We start from the raw sequence: 14,319 nt of genomic DNA, 5'->3' as shown, positions 1-14,319 counted from the left end.
CTTTCTTTGTACTCGTGTACTAATACGACGCGCTCGCCGACGCAAACCTGACTTCTTCAATCCCTCTCAATATATCTGCCCTCATTATTCAAATTTCCTGTCTTAATGCGTTACGCCTATTTTAGCAATTTGGGTTGTTATCAAAATGTTACATCAAAGATGTGTTATCTTTAATAATGACCCTGAGGAGGATCAGGGGATGCTATCCCTAAGGTAAAGGAGGAGCTATGTCGTCAACCCTACGAGCAGCCAGTAAGGATACGCTCCAGGTTAAAGATAAAACCTGGCATTACTACAGCTTACCGCTGGCCGCTAAACAACTGGGCGATCTCTCGCGCTTGCCCAAATCGCTCAAAGTGCTACTGGAAAACCTGCTGCGCTGGCAGGACGGCGATTCCGTGACCGCCGAAGATATTCATGCCCTGGCCGGATGGCTGAAGCATGCCCATGCCGACAGGGAGATTGCCTACCGTCCGGCGCGCGTCCTGATGCAGGACTTTACCGGGGTTCCTGCCGTGGTGGACCTGGCGGCGATGCGCGAAGCGGTCAAACGCCTGGGCGGCGATACCGCCAAAGTGAACCCGCTTTCGCCCGTCGACCTGGTGATTGACCACTCGGTCACCGTAGACCGTTTTGGTGACGATGATGCTTTTGAAGAGAACGTCCGGCTTGAGATGGAGCGCAACCATGAGCGCTACGTCTTTTTGCGCTGGGGGCAGCAGGCTTTCAGCCGCTTCAGCGTAGTACCGCCGGGTACCGGTATTTGCCACCAGGTAAACCTCGAATACCTTGGCCGGGCGGTGTGGAGCGAACAGCAAAACGGCGAGTGGGTGGCTTTCCCCGACACCCTGGTCGGCACCGATTCCCATACCACGATGATTAACGGTTTAGGCGTTCTGGGCTGGGGCGTCGGCGGTATCGAAGCGGAAGCCGCCATGCTCGGTCAGCCGGTTTCCATGCTGATCCCGGACGTTGTTGGCTTCAAGCTGAGCGGCAAGCTGCGTGAAGGCATTACCGCGACGGACCTGGTCCTGACGGTCACCCAAATGCTGCGTAAACACGGCGTTGTGGGTAAGTTTGTTGAATTCTACGGCGATGGCCTCGATTCTCTGCCGCTGGCGGACCGCGCGACGATTGCCAATATGTCCCCGGAGTATGGCGCGACCTGCGGCTTTTTCCCGATCGATGCGGTAACGCTTGACTATATGCGCCTGACCGGCCGCAGCGAAGAGCAGGTGGCATTGGTAGAGGCCTATGCGAAAGCGCAGGGCATGTGGCGTCAGCCCGGGGATGAACCGATATTCACCAGCACGCTGGCGCTGGATATGGGAACCGTTGAAGCCAGCCTGGCCGGGCCGAAACGCCCGCAGGACCGCGTAGCGCTCGGCGATGTGCCCCAGGCCTTTGCCGCCAGCACCGAGCTGGAAGTTAATCACGCGCAGAAAGATAAACGGCCAATTGACTACACGCTGAACGGACAGCAGTATTCGCTGCCTGACGGTGCGGTGGTGATTGCCGCCATTACCTCCTGTACTAACACGTCGAACCCCAGCGTCCTGATGGCCGCCGGCTTGCTGGCCAAAAAAGCCGTTGAGCGAGGGCTGAAACCGCAGCCGTGGGTTAAAGCGTCGCTGGCTCCCGGGTCGAAGGTCGTTTCCGACTATCTGGCCCACGCAAAGCTGACGCCGTATCTTGATGAACTGGGCTTCAACCTGGTCGGCTATGGCTGTACCACCTGTATCGGTAACTCCGGACCGCTGCCGGACCCGATCGAGCGCGCAATCAAGCAGGGCGATCTGACCGTCGGGGCTGTGCTCTCCGGCAACCGCAACTTTGAAGGACGTATTCATCCGCTAGTAAAAACCAACTGGCTGGCGTCGCCGCCGCTGGTGGTTGCCTACGCCCTGGCGGGGAATATGAATCTCGATCTGACCCGTGAGCCGTTAGGGACGGGTAAAGATGGTCAGCCGGTATATCTGAAGGATATCTGGCCGAGCGGAATCGAAGTCGCGCAGGCGGTTGAGCAAGTCTCAACGGAGATGTTCCGTAAAGAGTACGCCGAAGTGTTTGAAGGGACAGCCGAGTGGAAGGCGATTAAAGTGGATCGCTCTGATACCTACGACTGGCAGGATGATTCCACCTACATTCGCCTGTCGCCGTTCTTTGATGAGATGGGCGTTGAGCCTAAACCGGTAGAGGATATTCACGGCGCGCGCATTCTGGCCATGTTGGGCGACTCGGTTACCACCGACCATATCTCCCCGGCGGGCAGCATTAAAGCCGATAGCCCCGCGGGCCGTTATCTGCAAAATCACGGCGTCGAACGCATTGATTTTAACTCCTACGGCTCCCGTCGCGGCAACCATGAGGTGATGATGCGCGGGACGTTTGCCAATATTCGTATTCGTAACGAAATGGTCCCCGGCGTGGAAGGGGGGATGACCCGTCATCTTCCGGATAGTCAACCTATCGCTATTTACGATGCCGCTATGCTCTACAAAGCGGAGGGCACGCCGCTGGCGGTGATCGCAGGCAAAGAGTACGGTTCCGGCTCCAGCCGCGACTGGGCGGCTAAAGGACCGCGTTTGCTCGGCGTCAGGGTGGTGATTGCCGAGTCTTTCGAGCGTATCCACCGCTCCAACCTGATTGGAATGGGGATTTTACCGCTGGAATTCCCGCAGGGGGTGACGCGTAAAACGCTGGGACTGAGCGGCGAGGAGCGGATAGATATCAGCAACCTGCAGGCTCTGCAGCCCGGTATGACGGTGCCGGTCACGCTGACGCGTGCGGATGGCCGGCAGGAAGTGATTGAATGCCGCTGCCGCATCGATACCGCGACTGAGCTGACCTACTATCAGAACGACGGTATTTTGCACTATGTGATCCGCAATATGCTGTAAACCCGCGTCTGATATAAAAAGGGCCAGCACAGGCTGGCCCTTCATTTTTCAACGGAATTACTTGCTCAGCAGGTGCCCCATTTTGGCAGCCTTAGTATCCAGATAGTGGGCATTTTTCGGGTTGCGTCCCACAATCAGCGGCACGCGTTCCACAATGTTAATTCCCGCTTCAGTCAGAATTTCGACCTTCTTCGGGTTGTTGGTCAACAGGCGTACCTGGTCGACGTTGAGCAGCTTAAACATATCTGCGCACAGCGTGAAGTCGCGTTCATCGGCGGCAAAGCCCAGCTGATGGTTGGCTTCCACGGTGTCATAGCCTTGATCCTGTAACGCGTAGGCGCGGATTTTGTTCAGCAGACCGATATTGCGCCCTTCCTGGCGGTGATACAGCAGAATGCCGCGCCCCTCTTCGGCAATATGCGACAACGCCGCTTCCAGTTGAAATCCGCAATCACAGCGCAGGCTAAAAAGGGCGTCGCCCGTTAAACACTCAGAGTGTACGCGAGCCAGCACCGGGGATTGCCCCGAAATATCGCCAAATACCAGCGCGACGTGATCCTGCCCGGTTGCCAGTTCTTCAAAACCCACCATGAGAAAATCGCCCCATGGGGTTGGCAGTTTGGCTTCTGCCACACGTTTAAGCTGCATGTGATTCTCCAGATTCTATCAGCACCTGACTGTGCTTCTGTTTGCCGCTATTTTGCCACAATGGCGCGACGTTCTCCTAATTGCGTAGGGTTACCTGCGCGCAAAGCGCACAAACGAACTACTTTCCGTTATGATATTGAGGTTAATGAATAAGGAGACGAGATGTTGTTGATTGCCAGACGAACCGCCGTTGGCGCGGCCCTGTTATTAATCATGCCTGCAGCGATCTGGATTTCGGGCTGGAAATGGCATCCCGGGCTGTCGGCAGGGACGATGAAGCTGCTGTACTGGGTGACCGAAACGGTGACGCAGCCATGGGGCATCATTACGCACGTTATCTTATGCGCCTGGTTTCTGTGGTGCCTGCGTTTTCGTCTGCGAGCGGCGATAATGCTGTTTCTCATTCTGGCCGCAGCGATACTGGTTGGGCAGGGAATGAAGACGTGGATTAAAAGCCGCGTCCAGGAGCCTCGTCCCTTTGTCATCTGGCTGGAGCAGACGCGGCAGGTGCCGGTCACGCAATTCTACGCGTTGAAACGCAAAGAACGCGCTAAACTGGTGCATGAGCAGCTGGCGCAAGAGCAGCAAATCCCCGGATTTTTGCGCAAGCACTGGCAAAAAGAGACCGGCTTCGCTTTCCCATCTGGCCATACGATGTTCGCTGCCAGCTGGGCGCTGCTCGGCGTTGGTTTGCTGTGGCCGCGGCGTCGCTGGGTCACCCTGGCGCTGCTGCTAACGTGGGCGATGGCGGTGATGGGCAGCCGCCTGGCGCTGGGCATGCACTGGCCGCAGGATCTGATCGTCGCAACGCTGATTTCCTGGCTACTGGTGACCCTGGCGACCTGGCTTGCCCAGCGGTTCTGCGGCCCGCTATCGCCGCCGGGAGAAGAGGCGCAGGATATTAAAAAAAGGGCGGCAGCGCCGGAATAATGTTGATATTACCCCTGTCAGGCCGCATATCCTGTACTGGTGTCATGCATTTCCATTTCACCGCTGCGGCGAAAATGGTACTTTATAGGGCTGAACGCGGGATTTTTTCGCGCAACCCACAGAACGGGAAGTCATGTGAAATATTTTCTTATTTTCTTACTGGTGTTAGCCATCTTCGTCATTTCAGTGACGCTGGGCGCGCAGAATGACCAGGTGGTCACGTTCAACTATCTCCTCGCGCAGGGTGAGTTCCGTATTTCGACGCTGCTGGCCGTGCTTTTTGCTGCCGGTTTTGCTATCGGCTGGCTGATCTGCGGTCTTTTCTGGCTGCGCGTTCGCGTCTCTTTGGCGCGCGCTGAGCGTAAAATTAAGCGTCTGGAGCATCAGATCGCGCCAGCCAGCGCTACGCCTGCGGAAGCCGGTGTTCCTGCGGTGAAGGAATAATCATTTATGCTGGAGTTGTTGTTTCTGCTTTTGCCCGTTGCCGCAGCGTATGGCTGGTACATGGGGCGCAGAAGTGCACAACAGTCCAAACAGGACGATGCGAGCCGTCTGTCGCGTGACTACGTTACAGGGGTCAACTTCCTGCTGAGCAATCAGCAGGATAAAGCCGTCGATCTGTTCCTCGATATGCTGAAAGAGGATACCGGCACCGTCGAAGCCCATCTGACGCTGGGCAACCTGTTCCGCTCGCGCGGTGAAGTTGACCGCGCTATCCGCATCCACCAGAGCTTAATGGAAAGCGCCTCGCTGACTTACGACCAGCGCCTGCTGGCGGTTCAGCAGCTGGGGCGCGATTATATGGCCGCCGGGCTCTACGATCGGGCGGAGGGGATGTTCAAACAGCTGGTGGATGAAACGGATTTTCGCCTGAGCGCCCTGCAGCAGCTGCTGCAAATTTATCAGGCAACCAGCGACTGGCAGTCGGCGATAGAAGTGGCCGAGCGTCTGGTTAAGCTGGGGAAAGAGAAACATCGCGGCGAAATCGCCAATTTCTGGTGTGAACTGGCGCTGCAGCAAATGGCGGGCAACGATCTGGATAAGGCGATGGCGCTGCTGAAAAAAGGCGCCGCGGCGGATCGCAACAGCGCTCGCGTCTCCATCATGATGGGTCGGGTATGGATGGAGAAGGGCGACTATGCCAAGGCGGTAGAGAGCCTGGAGCGGGTGATTGAGCAGGATAAAGAACTGGTGGGTGAAACCCTGGAGATGCTGCAAACCTGTTACCAGCAGTTAGGGAAAACCGACGAGTGGGAAGCATTTTTGCGCCGCTGCGCGGAGGAAAATACCGGCGCGACGGCCGATCTGATGCTGGCGCAGATCCTCGAACAGCGGGAAGGGGTTGACGCCGCGCAAAACTACGTGACTCGCCAGCTGGAGCGCCATCCGACGATGCGCGTTTTCCATAAGCTCATCGATTACCACATCAATGAAGCCGAAGAGGGGCGCGCGAAGGAGAGCCTGGGCGTGCTGCGCCACATGGTGGGCGAGCAGGTCCGCAGCAAGCCGCGCTACCGCTGCCAGAAATGCGGCTTTACCGCCCATACGCTGTACTGGCACTGTCCATCCTGCCGGTCGTGGTCAACCATTAAGCCCATTCGCGGACTCGACGGGCAGTAATTTTAAAAAAAAGCCGCACTTTAGTTACAACATACTTATGGATTATTATGTCCGTCTCCTCCGGCTACGGCTATTAAGGCGTCCGGCAGGGAGGGAAATGCAGCCTGTTATTTTCGGCTTATCGCAGGTAGAATGCTGCCCGTTTACCTTTTTTGCGCCGAACCGGCGCTCATCAACAATTAAGGTCCGGTCATGACGTCTACTGCAACATCTTCTTCCCGCGTTGTCACATCCTCTCCCATCGTCGTTGCTCTCGATTATGATAACCGTGATAAAGCGCTGGCGTTTGTCGACCGTATCGACCCGCGCGACTGCCGGCTCAAGGTTGGTAAAGAGATGTTTACCCTGCTGGGGCCGCAGTTTGTTCGCGACCTGCACCAGCGCGGTTTTGAGATTTTCCTCGATCTAAAGTTTCACGATATCCCGAATACCACGGCGCGTGCGGTCGCCGCAGCGGCAGAGCTTGGCGTCTGGATGGTTAACGTTCATGCCTCCGGCGGCGCGCGTATGATGACCGCCGCACGTGAGGCCCTGCTGCCCTTCGGAAAAGATGCGCCGCTATTAATTGCGGTAACGGTGTTAACCAGCATGGAAGCCAGCGATCTGCAGGATCTGGGCATTACGCTATCTCCGGCGGACCACGCCGCGAAGCTGGCGGCGCTGACCCAGCGCTGCGGGCTGGATGGCGTTGTCTGTTCGGCGCAGGAGGCGGTTCGCTTTAAACAAGAGCTGGGCCAGGCGTTCAAGCTGGTGACGCCTGGCATTCGTCCGCAAGGTAGCGACGCGGGTGACCAGCGGCGCATTATGACGCCGGAACAGGCGCAGGCGGCGGGGGTAGATTACATGGTGATCGGTCGTCCGGTAACGCAGTCTGCCGATCCGGCCGCCACCCTGCGCGGTATCAACGCATCGTTGAATAAGGGGGTATGATGAGCGATTCCAACAGTCGTCTGGTTTATTCAACGGACAGCGGTCGTATTGATGAGCCCAAAGCGGTACAGGCGCGTCCGAAAGGGGACGGTATCGTACGTATCCAGCGCCAGACCAGCGGGCGCAAGGGGAAGGGCGTGTGTCTGATTAGCGGAATAGATGAAAGTGACGACGCGCTGGCTAAGCTGGCTGCCGAGCTGAAAAAGAAATGCGGCTGCGGCGGGGCGGTAAAGGATGGCGTGATTGAGATTCAGGGCGATAAGCGTGACTTGCTCAAATCGCTTCTGGAAGCCAAAGGCATGAAGGTTAAGCTGGCGGGCGGTTGATTAATAATAAGGCCACGATAAATATCGTGGCCTTTATTTTTGTGCTGGTGTACTGGTCAGCAAATATAAACTTTCATTTTATTGTTCGTGGTTAATATTATTTACCCACCTGGTGGCCGATAATCCCGCCGACTGCCGCGCCGCCGAGGGTACCCAAGGTGCTGCCGTCCGTTAATACCGCACCGCCCAGTGCACCGGCACCTGCGCCGATAGCGGTGTTACGGTCGCGTTTAGACCAGTTAGAACAAGCGCTCAGAGACATTGCAACAGTGACGGCCAGAACCACAGCGGCCATTTTTTTGTTCATTGAAGTCATCATTTTTTTTCTCCTGAATAATCTATTCATGGATACAACTTCCCTTAAGCATAGCTTGTTACGCCAGCCCGGGGGGTATTCCATGAAGCTTTAGTTGCGCAGGTGTTGCTCTATTCACGCAGGTGATAGTTACTTCCTGTTATATCGCTAACATTAATTCTACTTTCTATAAATTTTTCAGGCAGGTAAAAAGTCTGAATTCAGGTGTCAGAAAAGTCTCAGACCAGGGCGATGCCGGGGAGAGCCCGGCAAAGCGGCGGTAAGGCAGAAATAAGGATCAGGGATGGTTAACGATATCGACGGCTAAACCGCACTGGGTTAACTGGTTGCGCACGGCATCATTGAGATTATCATCGGTGATAATGCGGTTGAAGCGCCCTATCGGGCCGAGCGGATAGGGATGAACCACGTTGAATTTCGAGCTATCGCTGAGCACAATCGCTTCACAGCCCTTTTCAAGCACCGCGTTGACCACGTCAGCACGCATCATATCCCGTCCGGTAAATCCGGTTTCAGCCTGCCAGCCGTCAATGCCAATAAAGGCCTTGCTGAAGTGGACCTGCTGAATAAACTGGCGGGTTAGCGGACCCACCATACTTTCACTGCGCTTTTGATAGATCCCGCCCAGCAGGATGACTTCTCCGGGCGTCTCTTTCAGCAGATGCGCAATATAGCTGCTGACGGTGATGATAGTGATATCGCCGCGTTCGGCAAGCGTACGGGCGAGCAGGGCGTTGCAGCTCCCGTTTTCGATAAACACCGTTTCTCCGGACGAAACGAGCGTAGCGGCCCGCGCAGCCAGCTCTCGCTTAATGGCGAAGTTGGTCATCATGCGGGTTTCCACATCTTCACTATCCAGCGGAACGGCGAAGCCGTGGGTACGCCGCAGGTAGCTCTGTTTCTCGAGTGAATTCAGATCCTGGCGAATGGTGACTTCAGAGACACCGGTCATCTTCGCGAGATCGGACACGCTCATACGGCCTTTATCGATGACCATTTGCAAAATACTTTGTTGTCGGGCGTTCATAGCAACTTCGCAGTTAAGGGCTATTTGGGCGCGATCGGCCCTGGATGGCCGATGGCGACGATGAAGATTATCAAATTTCCCACGGCGCTTTAGGCTGACCGGGTTTATTTTCCTGCTCGTCGCTGGAAAGCGCCTGCAGTTCAGCTTTCAGAATTTCCAGATTATGGATTGCGGAGTGATAATCCCCGGCAACCAGAATATCCAGCACGGTATCGATTCGTTGGGCGAGCAGGCGGGCATTCAGATCTGACATGGCGTTATCCTGGTTACAAATGTGAATAAAATCAATGATGCTAAAAACGGATGAAAAAGAGAAGCGAAAAAAACGCACAAACTAACTCATCTACAATGATTCGTGGGCAACGCGCAGAAAAACAACGGGAAAGGTTAAAATGCGGCTCCATATAAGGGAGCCGCACAGGTGAACTATCAGGCGGCTGGACGTGCAATCACGCTACGGGTTTCCATGCGCACTTCGGCAATCGTGACGTCGATAACATCCGTGACTTTGTAGACGACTTCGCCTTTGATCTGCACGGTGCCGTTTTCCTGGCTGCACACCAGTTCATCGCGCACGGCGTGAAGGAACGGCGCCGGGATAAAGGCAACCGCGCCGTTATCAACCAGACGCACGCGCATGCCGCCGCGGCTGACATCGATAATCTCAGCTGCAAACCGGGTAGTGGTGCCGGCCTGCGGATTCAGATAGCGGGCGTACAGCCAGTCTCCAACATCGCGCTCCGCCATGCGGTTGAGGCGACGGCGTTCAGCCATTTGGATCGCAACGTCATCCTGCGGACGGGAGATCGCTTCCCCTTTGATAATTGCTTTCAGCAGACGATGGTTAATCATATCGCCGTACTTACGGATCGGGGAAGTCCAGGTCGCATAGGCCTCAAGACCCAGGCCGAAGTGCGGACCCGGCTCGGTGCTGATTTCCGCAAACGACTGGAAGCGACGAATACGGCTATCGAGGAAACCAGACGGCTGCGCGTCCAGCTCGCGACGCAGCTTGCAGAAGCCTTCCAGCGTCAGCACTTCCACCGGGTCAACGTGCACATCGTGAGTCTTCAGTAAGGCCGCGAGCTGCTCGGTGTTGGCCGGATCGAAACCGGTGTGGACGTTATAAACGCCGAAACCGAGTTTGTCGCGCAGCACGCGGGCGGCACAGATGTTGGCGGCAATCATTGACTCTTCAACGATGCGATTGGCGATACGACGCGGTTCGGCGACGATATCCAGCACTTCGCCCTTGTCGCCAAGCACAAAGCGGTAATCCGGGCGGTCCTTGAATACCAACGCGTGGTTTTTACGCCATTCGCTACGACGCAGGCAGGCCTCCTGCAGCAGCTTAATTTGCTGGGCGATAGTCTCGCTTCCCGGCTGCCAGCCACCGTTATTTTCCAGCCAGTCGGAAACATCATCGTAGGCCAGCTTCGCTTTCGACTCGATGGTCGCCGCGAAGAACTGAATATCATCTTCGATGGTGCCGTCATCCGCGAGGATCATGCGGCAGGCCAGAACCGGGCGAACCTCGTTGGGGCGCAGAGAGCAGAGGTCGTCCGAGAGCTCGCGCGGCAGCATCGGAATGTTGAAGCCCGGCAGATAGTTGGTAAAGGCGCGAATTTTCGCCGTGTTGTCCAGCTTGCTGCCTTCGGCAATCCACGCGGTCGGATCGGCGATAGCGACGGTCAGATGCAGCTTGCCGTCAGCGGTTTGCTCAACGTACAGCGCATCGTCCATATCTTCGGTGCTGGCGCTGTCGATGGTCACGAAAGCCAGGGCCGTTAAATCACGGCGTTCCAGACCTTCATCAAGCATCTCGGTCGCCACGCCGTCCGGCGCTTCTTTTTCCAGATTATGACGCGCCAGGGTGACCCACCATGGAACGAAATGATCGTCGCCGTAGGTAATGTACTGGGTGAGCTCAGCGTAGAAACCGCGGTCGCCTTTCAGCGGATGACGGCGCATTTCGGCAACGGCCCAGTCACCCTCTTTAAAATCATGCTCTACGCCGCGCGCGGCGCGGCAAGGAATGGCATCTTTCAGCAGCGGATGGTCAGGAACGATGGAAAGACGATCGTCTTTCTTATGAACTTTGCCGACAAAACGCGTCAGGAACGGCTCAACCAGTTCTTCAGGCTCAGCGCTTTCGCGTTCCTTTTCAGTATTGACCACGGCGATAATACGATCGCCATGCATCACTTTTTTCATTTGCGGCGGCGGAATGAAATAGCTTTTCTGCGAGTCGACTTCGAGGAAGCCAAATCCTTTTTCCGTCCCCTTAACGACCCCTTCAACGCGCGGAGTCTGGGAATGCAGTTGCTGTTTAAGCTGCGCTAGCAGCGGGTTGTCCTGAAACATAATTTCGTATTTTCGTGGCTAAAAGAGCGGCTGACATTTTTACGCGAATATGCCTGCCGCAGCAAGCGCTGTTTCAGCATTTTACGTCTCCTGACGTACATTCCCGAGGGCGATTTTCAGCCGATTCATCCAACCGCACAGCCCGCACCAGGCGAGTAGATCGATAGCCGCGCTACGGGAAAGCCCGTAATCAGTGAGGGGAGTTAGCTGGGCGGCGCTGAAGCGGTCGGGCGCGCGGGTCAAAAGCTGTACGGATTGTAGAAGCTGGCGTTCCATTGACGGGTTGTCTCCCCATGGCTGGACGCCGGATTCATTACCACGCAAAGCGTCCGTGAGATCGGCTAAATCTGGACATCGCGAGGCCCACGCGTTAAAGCAACTGATGCTGCCATTAATTCGCGCAGCGATCAGCGCCACCTGCGCGGCGAACGGTTGCCGATCGCTGAGGTGGGTCAGGAGCTGTTCCAGCAGAGCCAGAGGAGGTTCCTGAGCCGCCAGCAGCGGGGCCAGTTCAAACAGGCCCGGATGTTTTCGCCAGTTCGCTAAAAGAGACTGGCGCTCATCGTCGGCATAGCGTAAGTCCGCGTCGTCAAGTCCTGGCTGCCAGTCACTCTCCCTCGCGACGAAAAGCGCTTCCGGGGCATCTTCCTGCTGCGGCATGCCGGGGATCCAGCGCACCGGGTAACCCAGCGCGGCATGGAAGGCGGCGATAGCGCGGGCCTGGAAGCTGATAAAGCCAATAATCTGATTGATAAGGATAATATCGCGACTGGTCAGGCCGACTTCGTCCAGCTGGCTGCGGGCGAGCGCGTTGATCAGCGAAGGAGAGCTCGCGAGCTGACGCGCATACTGGGTAATTTGCGCCAGACGACGGTTGCTCTCACGCGAGGAGTCCGGGCCGGGAAGCGGCGCCAGGCGAGCGGCGTAGTGATTACACAGGCGCTGTACGCCATAAACCTGGGCGACGGTCAGCGCCGTACTTAGCCGGTCATAGGCGCTAAATGTCTGTAGACGGTTAACCGTCACTGACGCGGGAAAGAGGGCATCTGCCAGCCGACGGGCCGGCGTAAGCCAGCGCGCATGCGCCTCGAGCAGCTCCCGGGGGAGAGTCAGATCGAGTAGAAAACGATCTTCGACATGGGCGGCTTCAGGGACGAGCGGCAATACATCCACCGGGCAGATTGTTGACTGGGTCTCATGATACCAGTGGTTTTTGCCGTTAACGCGGCGTTGCTCCATGGGCGTTCCTTGTTCGGTATGTGGCAAACCGCCGTTTCGCGGTCATGCTATGCGGAACTATCCTGGCTTAACCCTGGAGCGGGAGAAAATATTGATCCGTGCTAACAAATAGCGGATTGGAATAACAGAAGGAAAGCGCGGGGGAAATACCCCTCCTCGCGGGCGCGAGGAGGGTAACGAACTTATTTCAGTTCCAGCTCGTTCATGGCGGCGATGCTGAAGCCGCCGTCAACGTGAACGACTTCGCCGGAGATGCCGGCAGACAGGTCGGAGCACAGGAATGCTGCGCTGTTGCCCACGTCTTCAGTGGTGACGGTGCGACGGATCGGGGTGACCGCTTCGCAGTGCGCCAGCATCTTACGGAAATCTTTAATACCGGAAGCCGCCAGGGTACGGATCGGACCGGCAGAGATGGCGTTAACGCGAACGCCTTCCGGGCCCATGGCGTTCGCCATGTAGCGCACGTTAGCTTCAAGAGAGGCTTTCGCCAGACCCATCACGTTGTAGTTCGGGATGGCGCGCTCTGCGCCCAGGTAGGAGAGCGTCAGCAGGGCGGAGCCCGGGTTCAGCATACCGCGGCAGGCTTTCGCCATCGCCACAAAGCTGTAGGCGCTGATATCGTGAGCGATTTTGAAACCTTCACGAGTCACCGCGTTAACGTAGTCGCCGTCCAGCTGGTCTGCCGGCGCAAAGCCGATAGAGTGGACGAAACCGTCGAACTTCGGCCACACTTTTGCCAGCTCGGTGAACAGAGATTCGATGCTCTCATCTTCCGCGACATCGCACGGCAGGACGATATTAGAGCCCAGCGCGGCGGCAAATTCTTCCACACGACCTTTCAGTTTTTCGTTCTGATAGGTGAACGCCAGTTCAGCCCCTTCACGGTGCATGGCTTGCGCGATGCCGTAGGCGATGGACAGTTTGCTGGCAAGGCCAGTCAACAGAATGCGCTTACCGGAAAGAAAACCCATAGCTTTTAATCCTTATCGTTATTGCGTATTTTTACTTTAACAATCATTTGGTTAGCATTGTTATTTCAAAATAACTCAAATTTAGCCGGGAATTATATCCCACTGACGACCCCTTGTGTCACGATATTTTTCTGCCATTCGCCACGTCATATCGCGCTTTGGCTACCGCGTATACAAGAGTATACCATCGGATATGACGGCGACCTGGCGTTAGCGCCGTGCAATTTACGCCTCGGTTTATTTACCGTCTTTACGCCAGGCATCGGCAGTCAGCGCCTCGCCGAAATGACCGGCAATCAGGCGTTTTGTCAGCTCGTGCAGCGGAGACGCCAGAACGTCGGCGGTGCTGCCGCGTTCGACCACTTCGCCCTGATGCATCACCAGCACCTGATCGCTGATGTGCTTCATCATGCCCAGATGCTGAGTCACGTAAATGTAGGAGATACCCTGTTTTTCCTGCAGCTCCAGCATCAGGTTTATCAGCTGCGAGCGCATTGACATATCCAGCGACGCCAGCGCTTCATCGCAGACGATGACCTTCGGACGCAGGATCAGCGCGCGCGCCAGGCCCAGACGCTGTTTCTGTCCCGGCGCCAGCATATGCGGGTAGTAGCTGACGTGGTCCGGCAGCAGGCCAACCATTCGCAACGTTTCGATAATCTGCTTCTGCCGCGCCTCGGGTTCAAGGTCAGTGTTCAGACGCAGCGGAAAATCGAGGATTTGCGAAATACGCTGCCGCGGATTGAGCGAGGTCGACGGATCCTGAAAGATCATGCGAATCTTCTGGCTGCGGAAAGAGTAATCGCCAAACGCCAGCGGGCGATCGTCAATCAGCAGTTCGCCGGTGCTGGGTTCGACCATTCCGGCGAGCATTTTTGCCAGCGTTGACTTGCCGGAGCCGTTCTCGCCGATAATCGCCAGCGTCTGGCGCTCGCGCAGGGTAAAGCTTAACGGCTTAACCGCCTCCACCGTTTGCCGATGAAACCAGCCGGTGCGGTAGCGAAAGGTCTTACTCAGATTGCGCACTTCAAGCAATGTTTCGACCATT

General features: G+C 56.4%; 14 protein-coding genes. 6 read left to right on the top strand and 8 right to left on the bottom strand.

The features are described 5' to 3' along the window. The first annotated feature begins 227 nt into the window (after positions 1-227). Positions 228-2,900: an aconitate hydratase AcnA gene (gene acnA / locus JLG71_RS16085; protein ID WP_064380540.1), complete on the top strand. Its 2,673-nt coding sequence runs from the start codon at positions 228-230 to the stop codon at positions 2,898-2,900. A 57-nt stretch (positions 2,901-2,957) separates the two neighbouring features. Here the strand turns inward: acnA and ribA are convergent, their stop codons facing one another. After that, positions 2,958-3,548: a GTP cyclohydrolase II gene (gene ribA, locus JLG71_RS16080; protein ID WP_004121245.1), complete on the bottom strand. Its 591-nt coding sequence runs from the start codon at positions 3,546-3,548 to the stop codon at positions 2,958-2,960. Between the two features lie 162 nt (positions 3,549-3,710). Between ribA and pgpB the strand changes: the two genes are divergently transcribed. From pgpB to yciH, 5 genes are all read left to right on the top strand, one after another. Continuing rightward, entirely contained in the window at positions 3,711-4,478 is a 768-nt protein-coding gene (pgpB, locus tag JLG71_RS16075) for a phosphatidylglycerophosphatase B (RefSeq protein ID WP_049101378.1), read from the top strand. Between the two features lie 135 nt (positions 4,479-4,613). After that, positions 4,614-4,922, top strand: coding sequence for a LapA family protein (locus tag JLG71_RS16070; protein ID WP_014229014.1), 309 nt, complete (start codon positions 4,614-4,616; stop codon positions 4,920-4,922). Between the two features lie 6 nt (positions 4,923-4,928). After that, positions 4,929-6,098 carry a lipopolysaccharide assembly protein LapB gene (gene lapB, locus JLG71_RS16065; RefSeq protein WP_004850164.1) on the top strand — a complete coding sequence of 390 codons (1,170 nt, stop codon included), beginning with the start codon at positions 4,929-4,931 and terminating at the stop codon, positions 6,096-6,098. Between the two features lie 192 nt (positions 6,099-6,290). Beyond that, complete coding sequence (gene pyrF, locus JLG71_RS16060) at positions 6,291-7,028, top strand: orotidine-5'-phosphate decarboxylase (protein ID WP_014229016.1); 738 nt, start codon at positions 6,291-6,293, stop codon at positions 7,026-7,028. Next, positions 7,028-7,354: a stress response translation initiation inhibitor YciH gene (yciH, locus tag JLG71_RS16055; RefSeq protein ID WP_014229017.1), complete on the top strand. Its 327-nt coding sequence runs from the start codon at positions 7,028-7,030 to the stop codon at positions 7,352-7,354. The genes pyrF and yciH overlap by 1 nt, the downstream gene beginning before the upstream one ends. A 97-nt stretch (positions 7,355-7,451) precedes the next feature. Here the strand turns inward: yciH and osmB are convergent, their stop codons facing one another. From osmB to sapF, 7 genes are all read right to left on the bottom strand, one after another. Continuing rightward, positions 7,452-7,670, bottom strand: coding sequence for an osmotically-inducible lipoprotein OsmB (osmB, locus tag JLG71_RS16050; protein ID WP_004139496.1), 219 nt, complete (start codon positions 7,668-7,670; stop codon positions 7,452-7,454). A 277-nt stretch (positions 7,671-7,947) separates the two neighbouring features. After that, positions 7,948-8,697, bottom strand: a complete 750-nt coding sequence (yciT, locus tag JLG71_RS16045) for a DNA-binding transcriptional regulator YciT (protein ID WP_049079624.1) — start codon at positions 8,695-8,697, stop codon at positions 7,948-7,950. Positions 8,698-8,767: 70 nt separating this feature from the next. Then, positions 8,768-8,950: a YciZ family protein gene (locus tag JLG71_RS16040; RefSeq protein WP_004121231.1), complete on the bottom strand. Its 183-nt coding sequence runs from the start codon at positions 8,948-8,950 to the stop codon at positions 8,768-8,770. A gap of 176 nt (positions 8,951-9,126) precedes the next feature. Next, complete coding sequence (locus JLG71_RS16035; RefSeq protein ID WP_032749434.1) at positions 9,127-11,061, bottom strand: exoribonuclease II; 1,935 nt, start codon at positions 11,059-11,061, stop codon at positions 9,127-9,129. Between the two features lie 81 nt (positions 11,062-11,142). Beyond that, positions 11,143-12,300, bottom strand: coding sequence for a carboxymuconolactone decarboxylase family protein (locus JLG71_RS16030; protein ID WP_048261850.1), 1,158 nt, complete (start codon positions 12,298-12,300; stop codon positions 11,143-11,145). Positions 12,301-12,482: 182 nt separating this feature from the next. Continuing rightward, entirely contained in the window at positions 12,483-13,271 is a 789-nt protein-coding gene (gene fabI / locus JLG71_RS16025) for an enoyl-ACP reductase FabI (RefSeq protein WP_004121225.1), read from the bottom strand. A gap of 237 nt (positions 13,272-13,508) precedes the next feature. Beyond that, positions 13,509-14,318, bottom strand: a complete 810-nt coding sequence (gene sapF / locus JLG71_RS16020) for a putrescine export ABC transporter ATP-binding protein SapF (RefSeq protein ID WP_004850180.1) — start codon at positions 14,316-14,318, stop codon at positions 13,509-13,511. Between the last annotated feature and the right edge of the window lies 1 nt (position 14,319).

Origin of the sequence: Klebsiella michiganensis (assembly GCF_015139575.1) — a bacterium.
Classification (GTDB): Bacteria; Pseudomonadota; Gammaproteobacteria; order Enterobacterales; family Enterobacteriaceae; genus Klebsiella; species Klebsiella michiganensis.
This window is presented reverse-complemented; position numbering and strand designations above follow the sequence as displayed.

Excerpts from the sequence above, each read along its gene's own strand:
- acnA (WP_064380540.1), top strand. The coding sequence starts at position 228 with ATGTCGTCAACCCTACGAGCAGCCAGTAAGGATACGCTCCAGGTTAAA.
- ribA (WP_004121245.1), bottom strand. The coding sequence starts at position 3,548 with ATGCAGCTTAAACGTGTGGCAGAAGCCAAACTGCCAACCCCATGGGGC.
- pgpB (WP_049101378.1), top strand. The coding sequence starts at position 3,711 with ATGTTGTTGATTGCCAGACGAACCGCCGTTGGCGCGGCCCTGTTATTA.
- lapB (WP_004850164.1), top strand. The coding sequence starts at position 4,929 with ATGCTGGAGTTGTTGTTTCTGCTTTTGCCCGTTGCCGCAGCGTATGGC.
- pyrF (WP_014229016.1), top strand. The coding sequence starts at position 6,291 with ATGACGTCTACTGCAACATCTTCTTCCCGCGTTGTCACATCCTCTCCC.
- yciH (WP_014229017.1), top strand. The coding sequence starts at position 7,028 with ATGAGCGATTCCAACAGTCGTCTGGTTTATTCAACGGACAGCGGTCGT.
- osmB (WP_004139496.1), bottom strand. The coding sequence starts at position 7,670 with ATGACTTCAATGAACAAAAAAATGGCCGCTGTGGTTCTGGCCGTCACT.
- yciT (WP_049079624.1), bottom strand. The coding sequence starts at position 8,697 with ATGAACGCCCGACAACAAAGTATTTTGCAAATGGTCATCGATAAAGGC.
- JLG71_RS16040 (WP_004121231.1), bottom strand. The coding sequence starts at position 8,950 with ATGTCAGATCTGAATGCCCGCCTGCTCGCCCAACGAATCGATACCGTG.
- JLG71_RS16035 (WP_032749434.1), bottom strand. The coding sequence starts at position 11,061 with ATGTTTCAGGACAACCCGCTGCTAGCGCAGCTTAAACAGCAACTGCAT.
- JLG71_RS16030 (WP_048261850.1), bottom strand. The coding sequence starts at position 12,300 with ATGGAGCAACGCCGCGTTAACGGCAAAAACCACTGGTATCATGAGACC.
- fabI (WP_004121225.1), bottom strand. The coding sequence starts at position 13,271 with ATGGGTTTTCTTTCCGGTAAGCGCATTCTGTTGACTGGCCTTGCCAGC.
- sapF (WP_004850180.1), bottom strand. The coding sequence starts at position 14,318 with ATGGTCGAAACATTGCTTGAAGTGCGCAATCTGAGTAAGACCTTTCGC.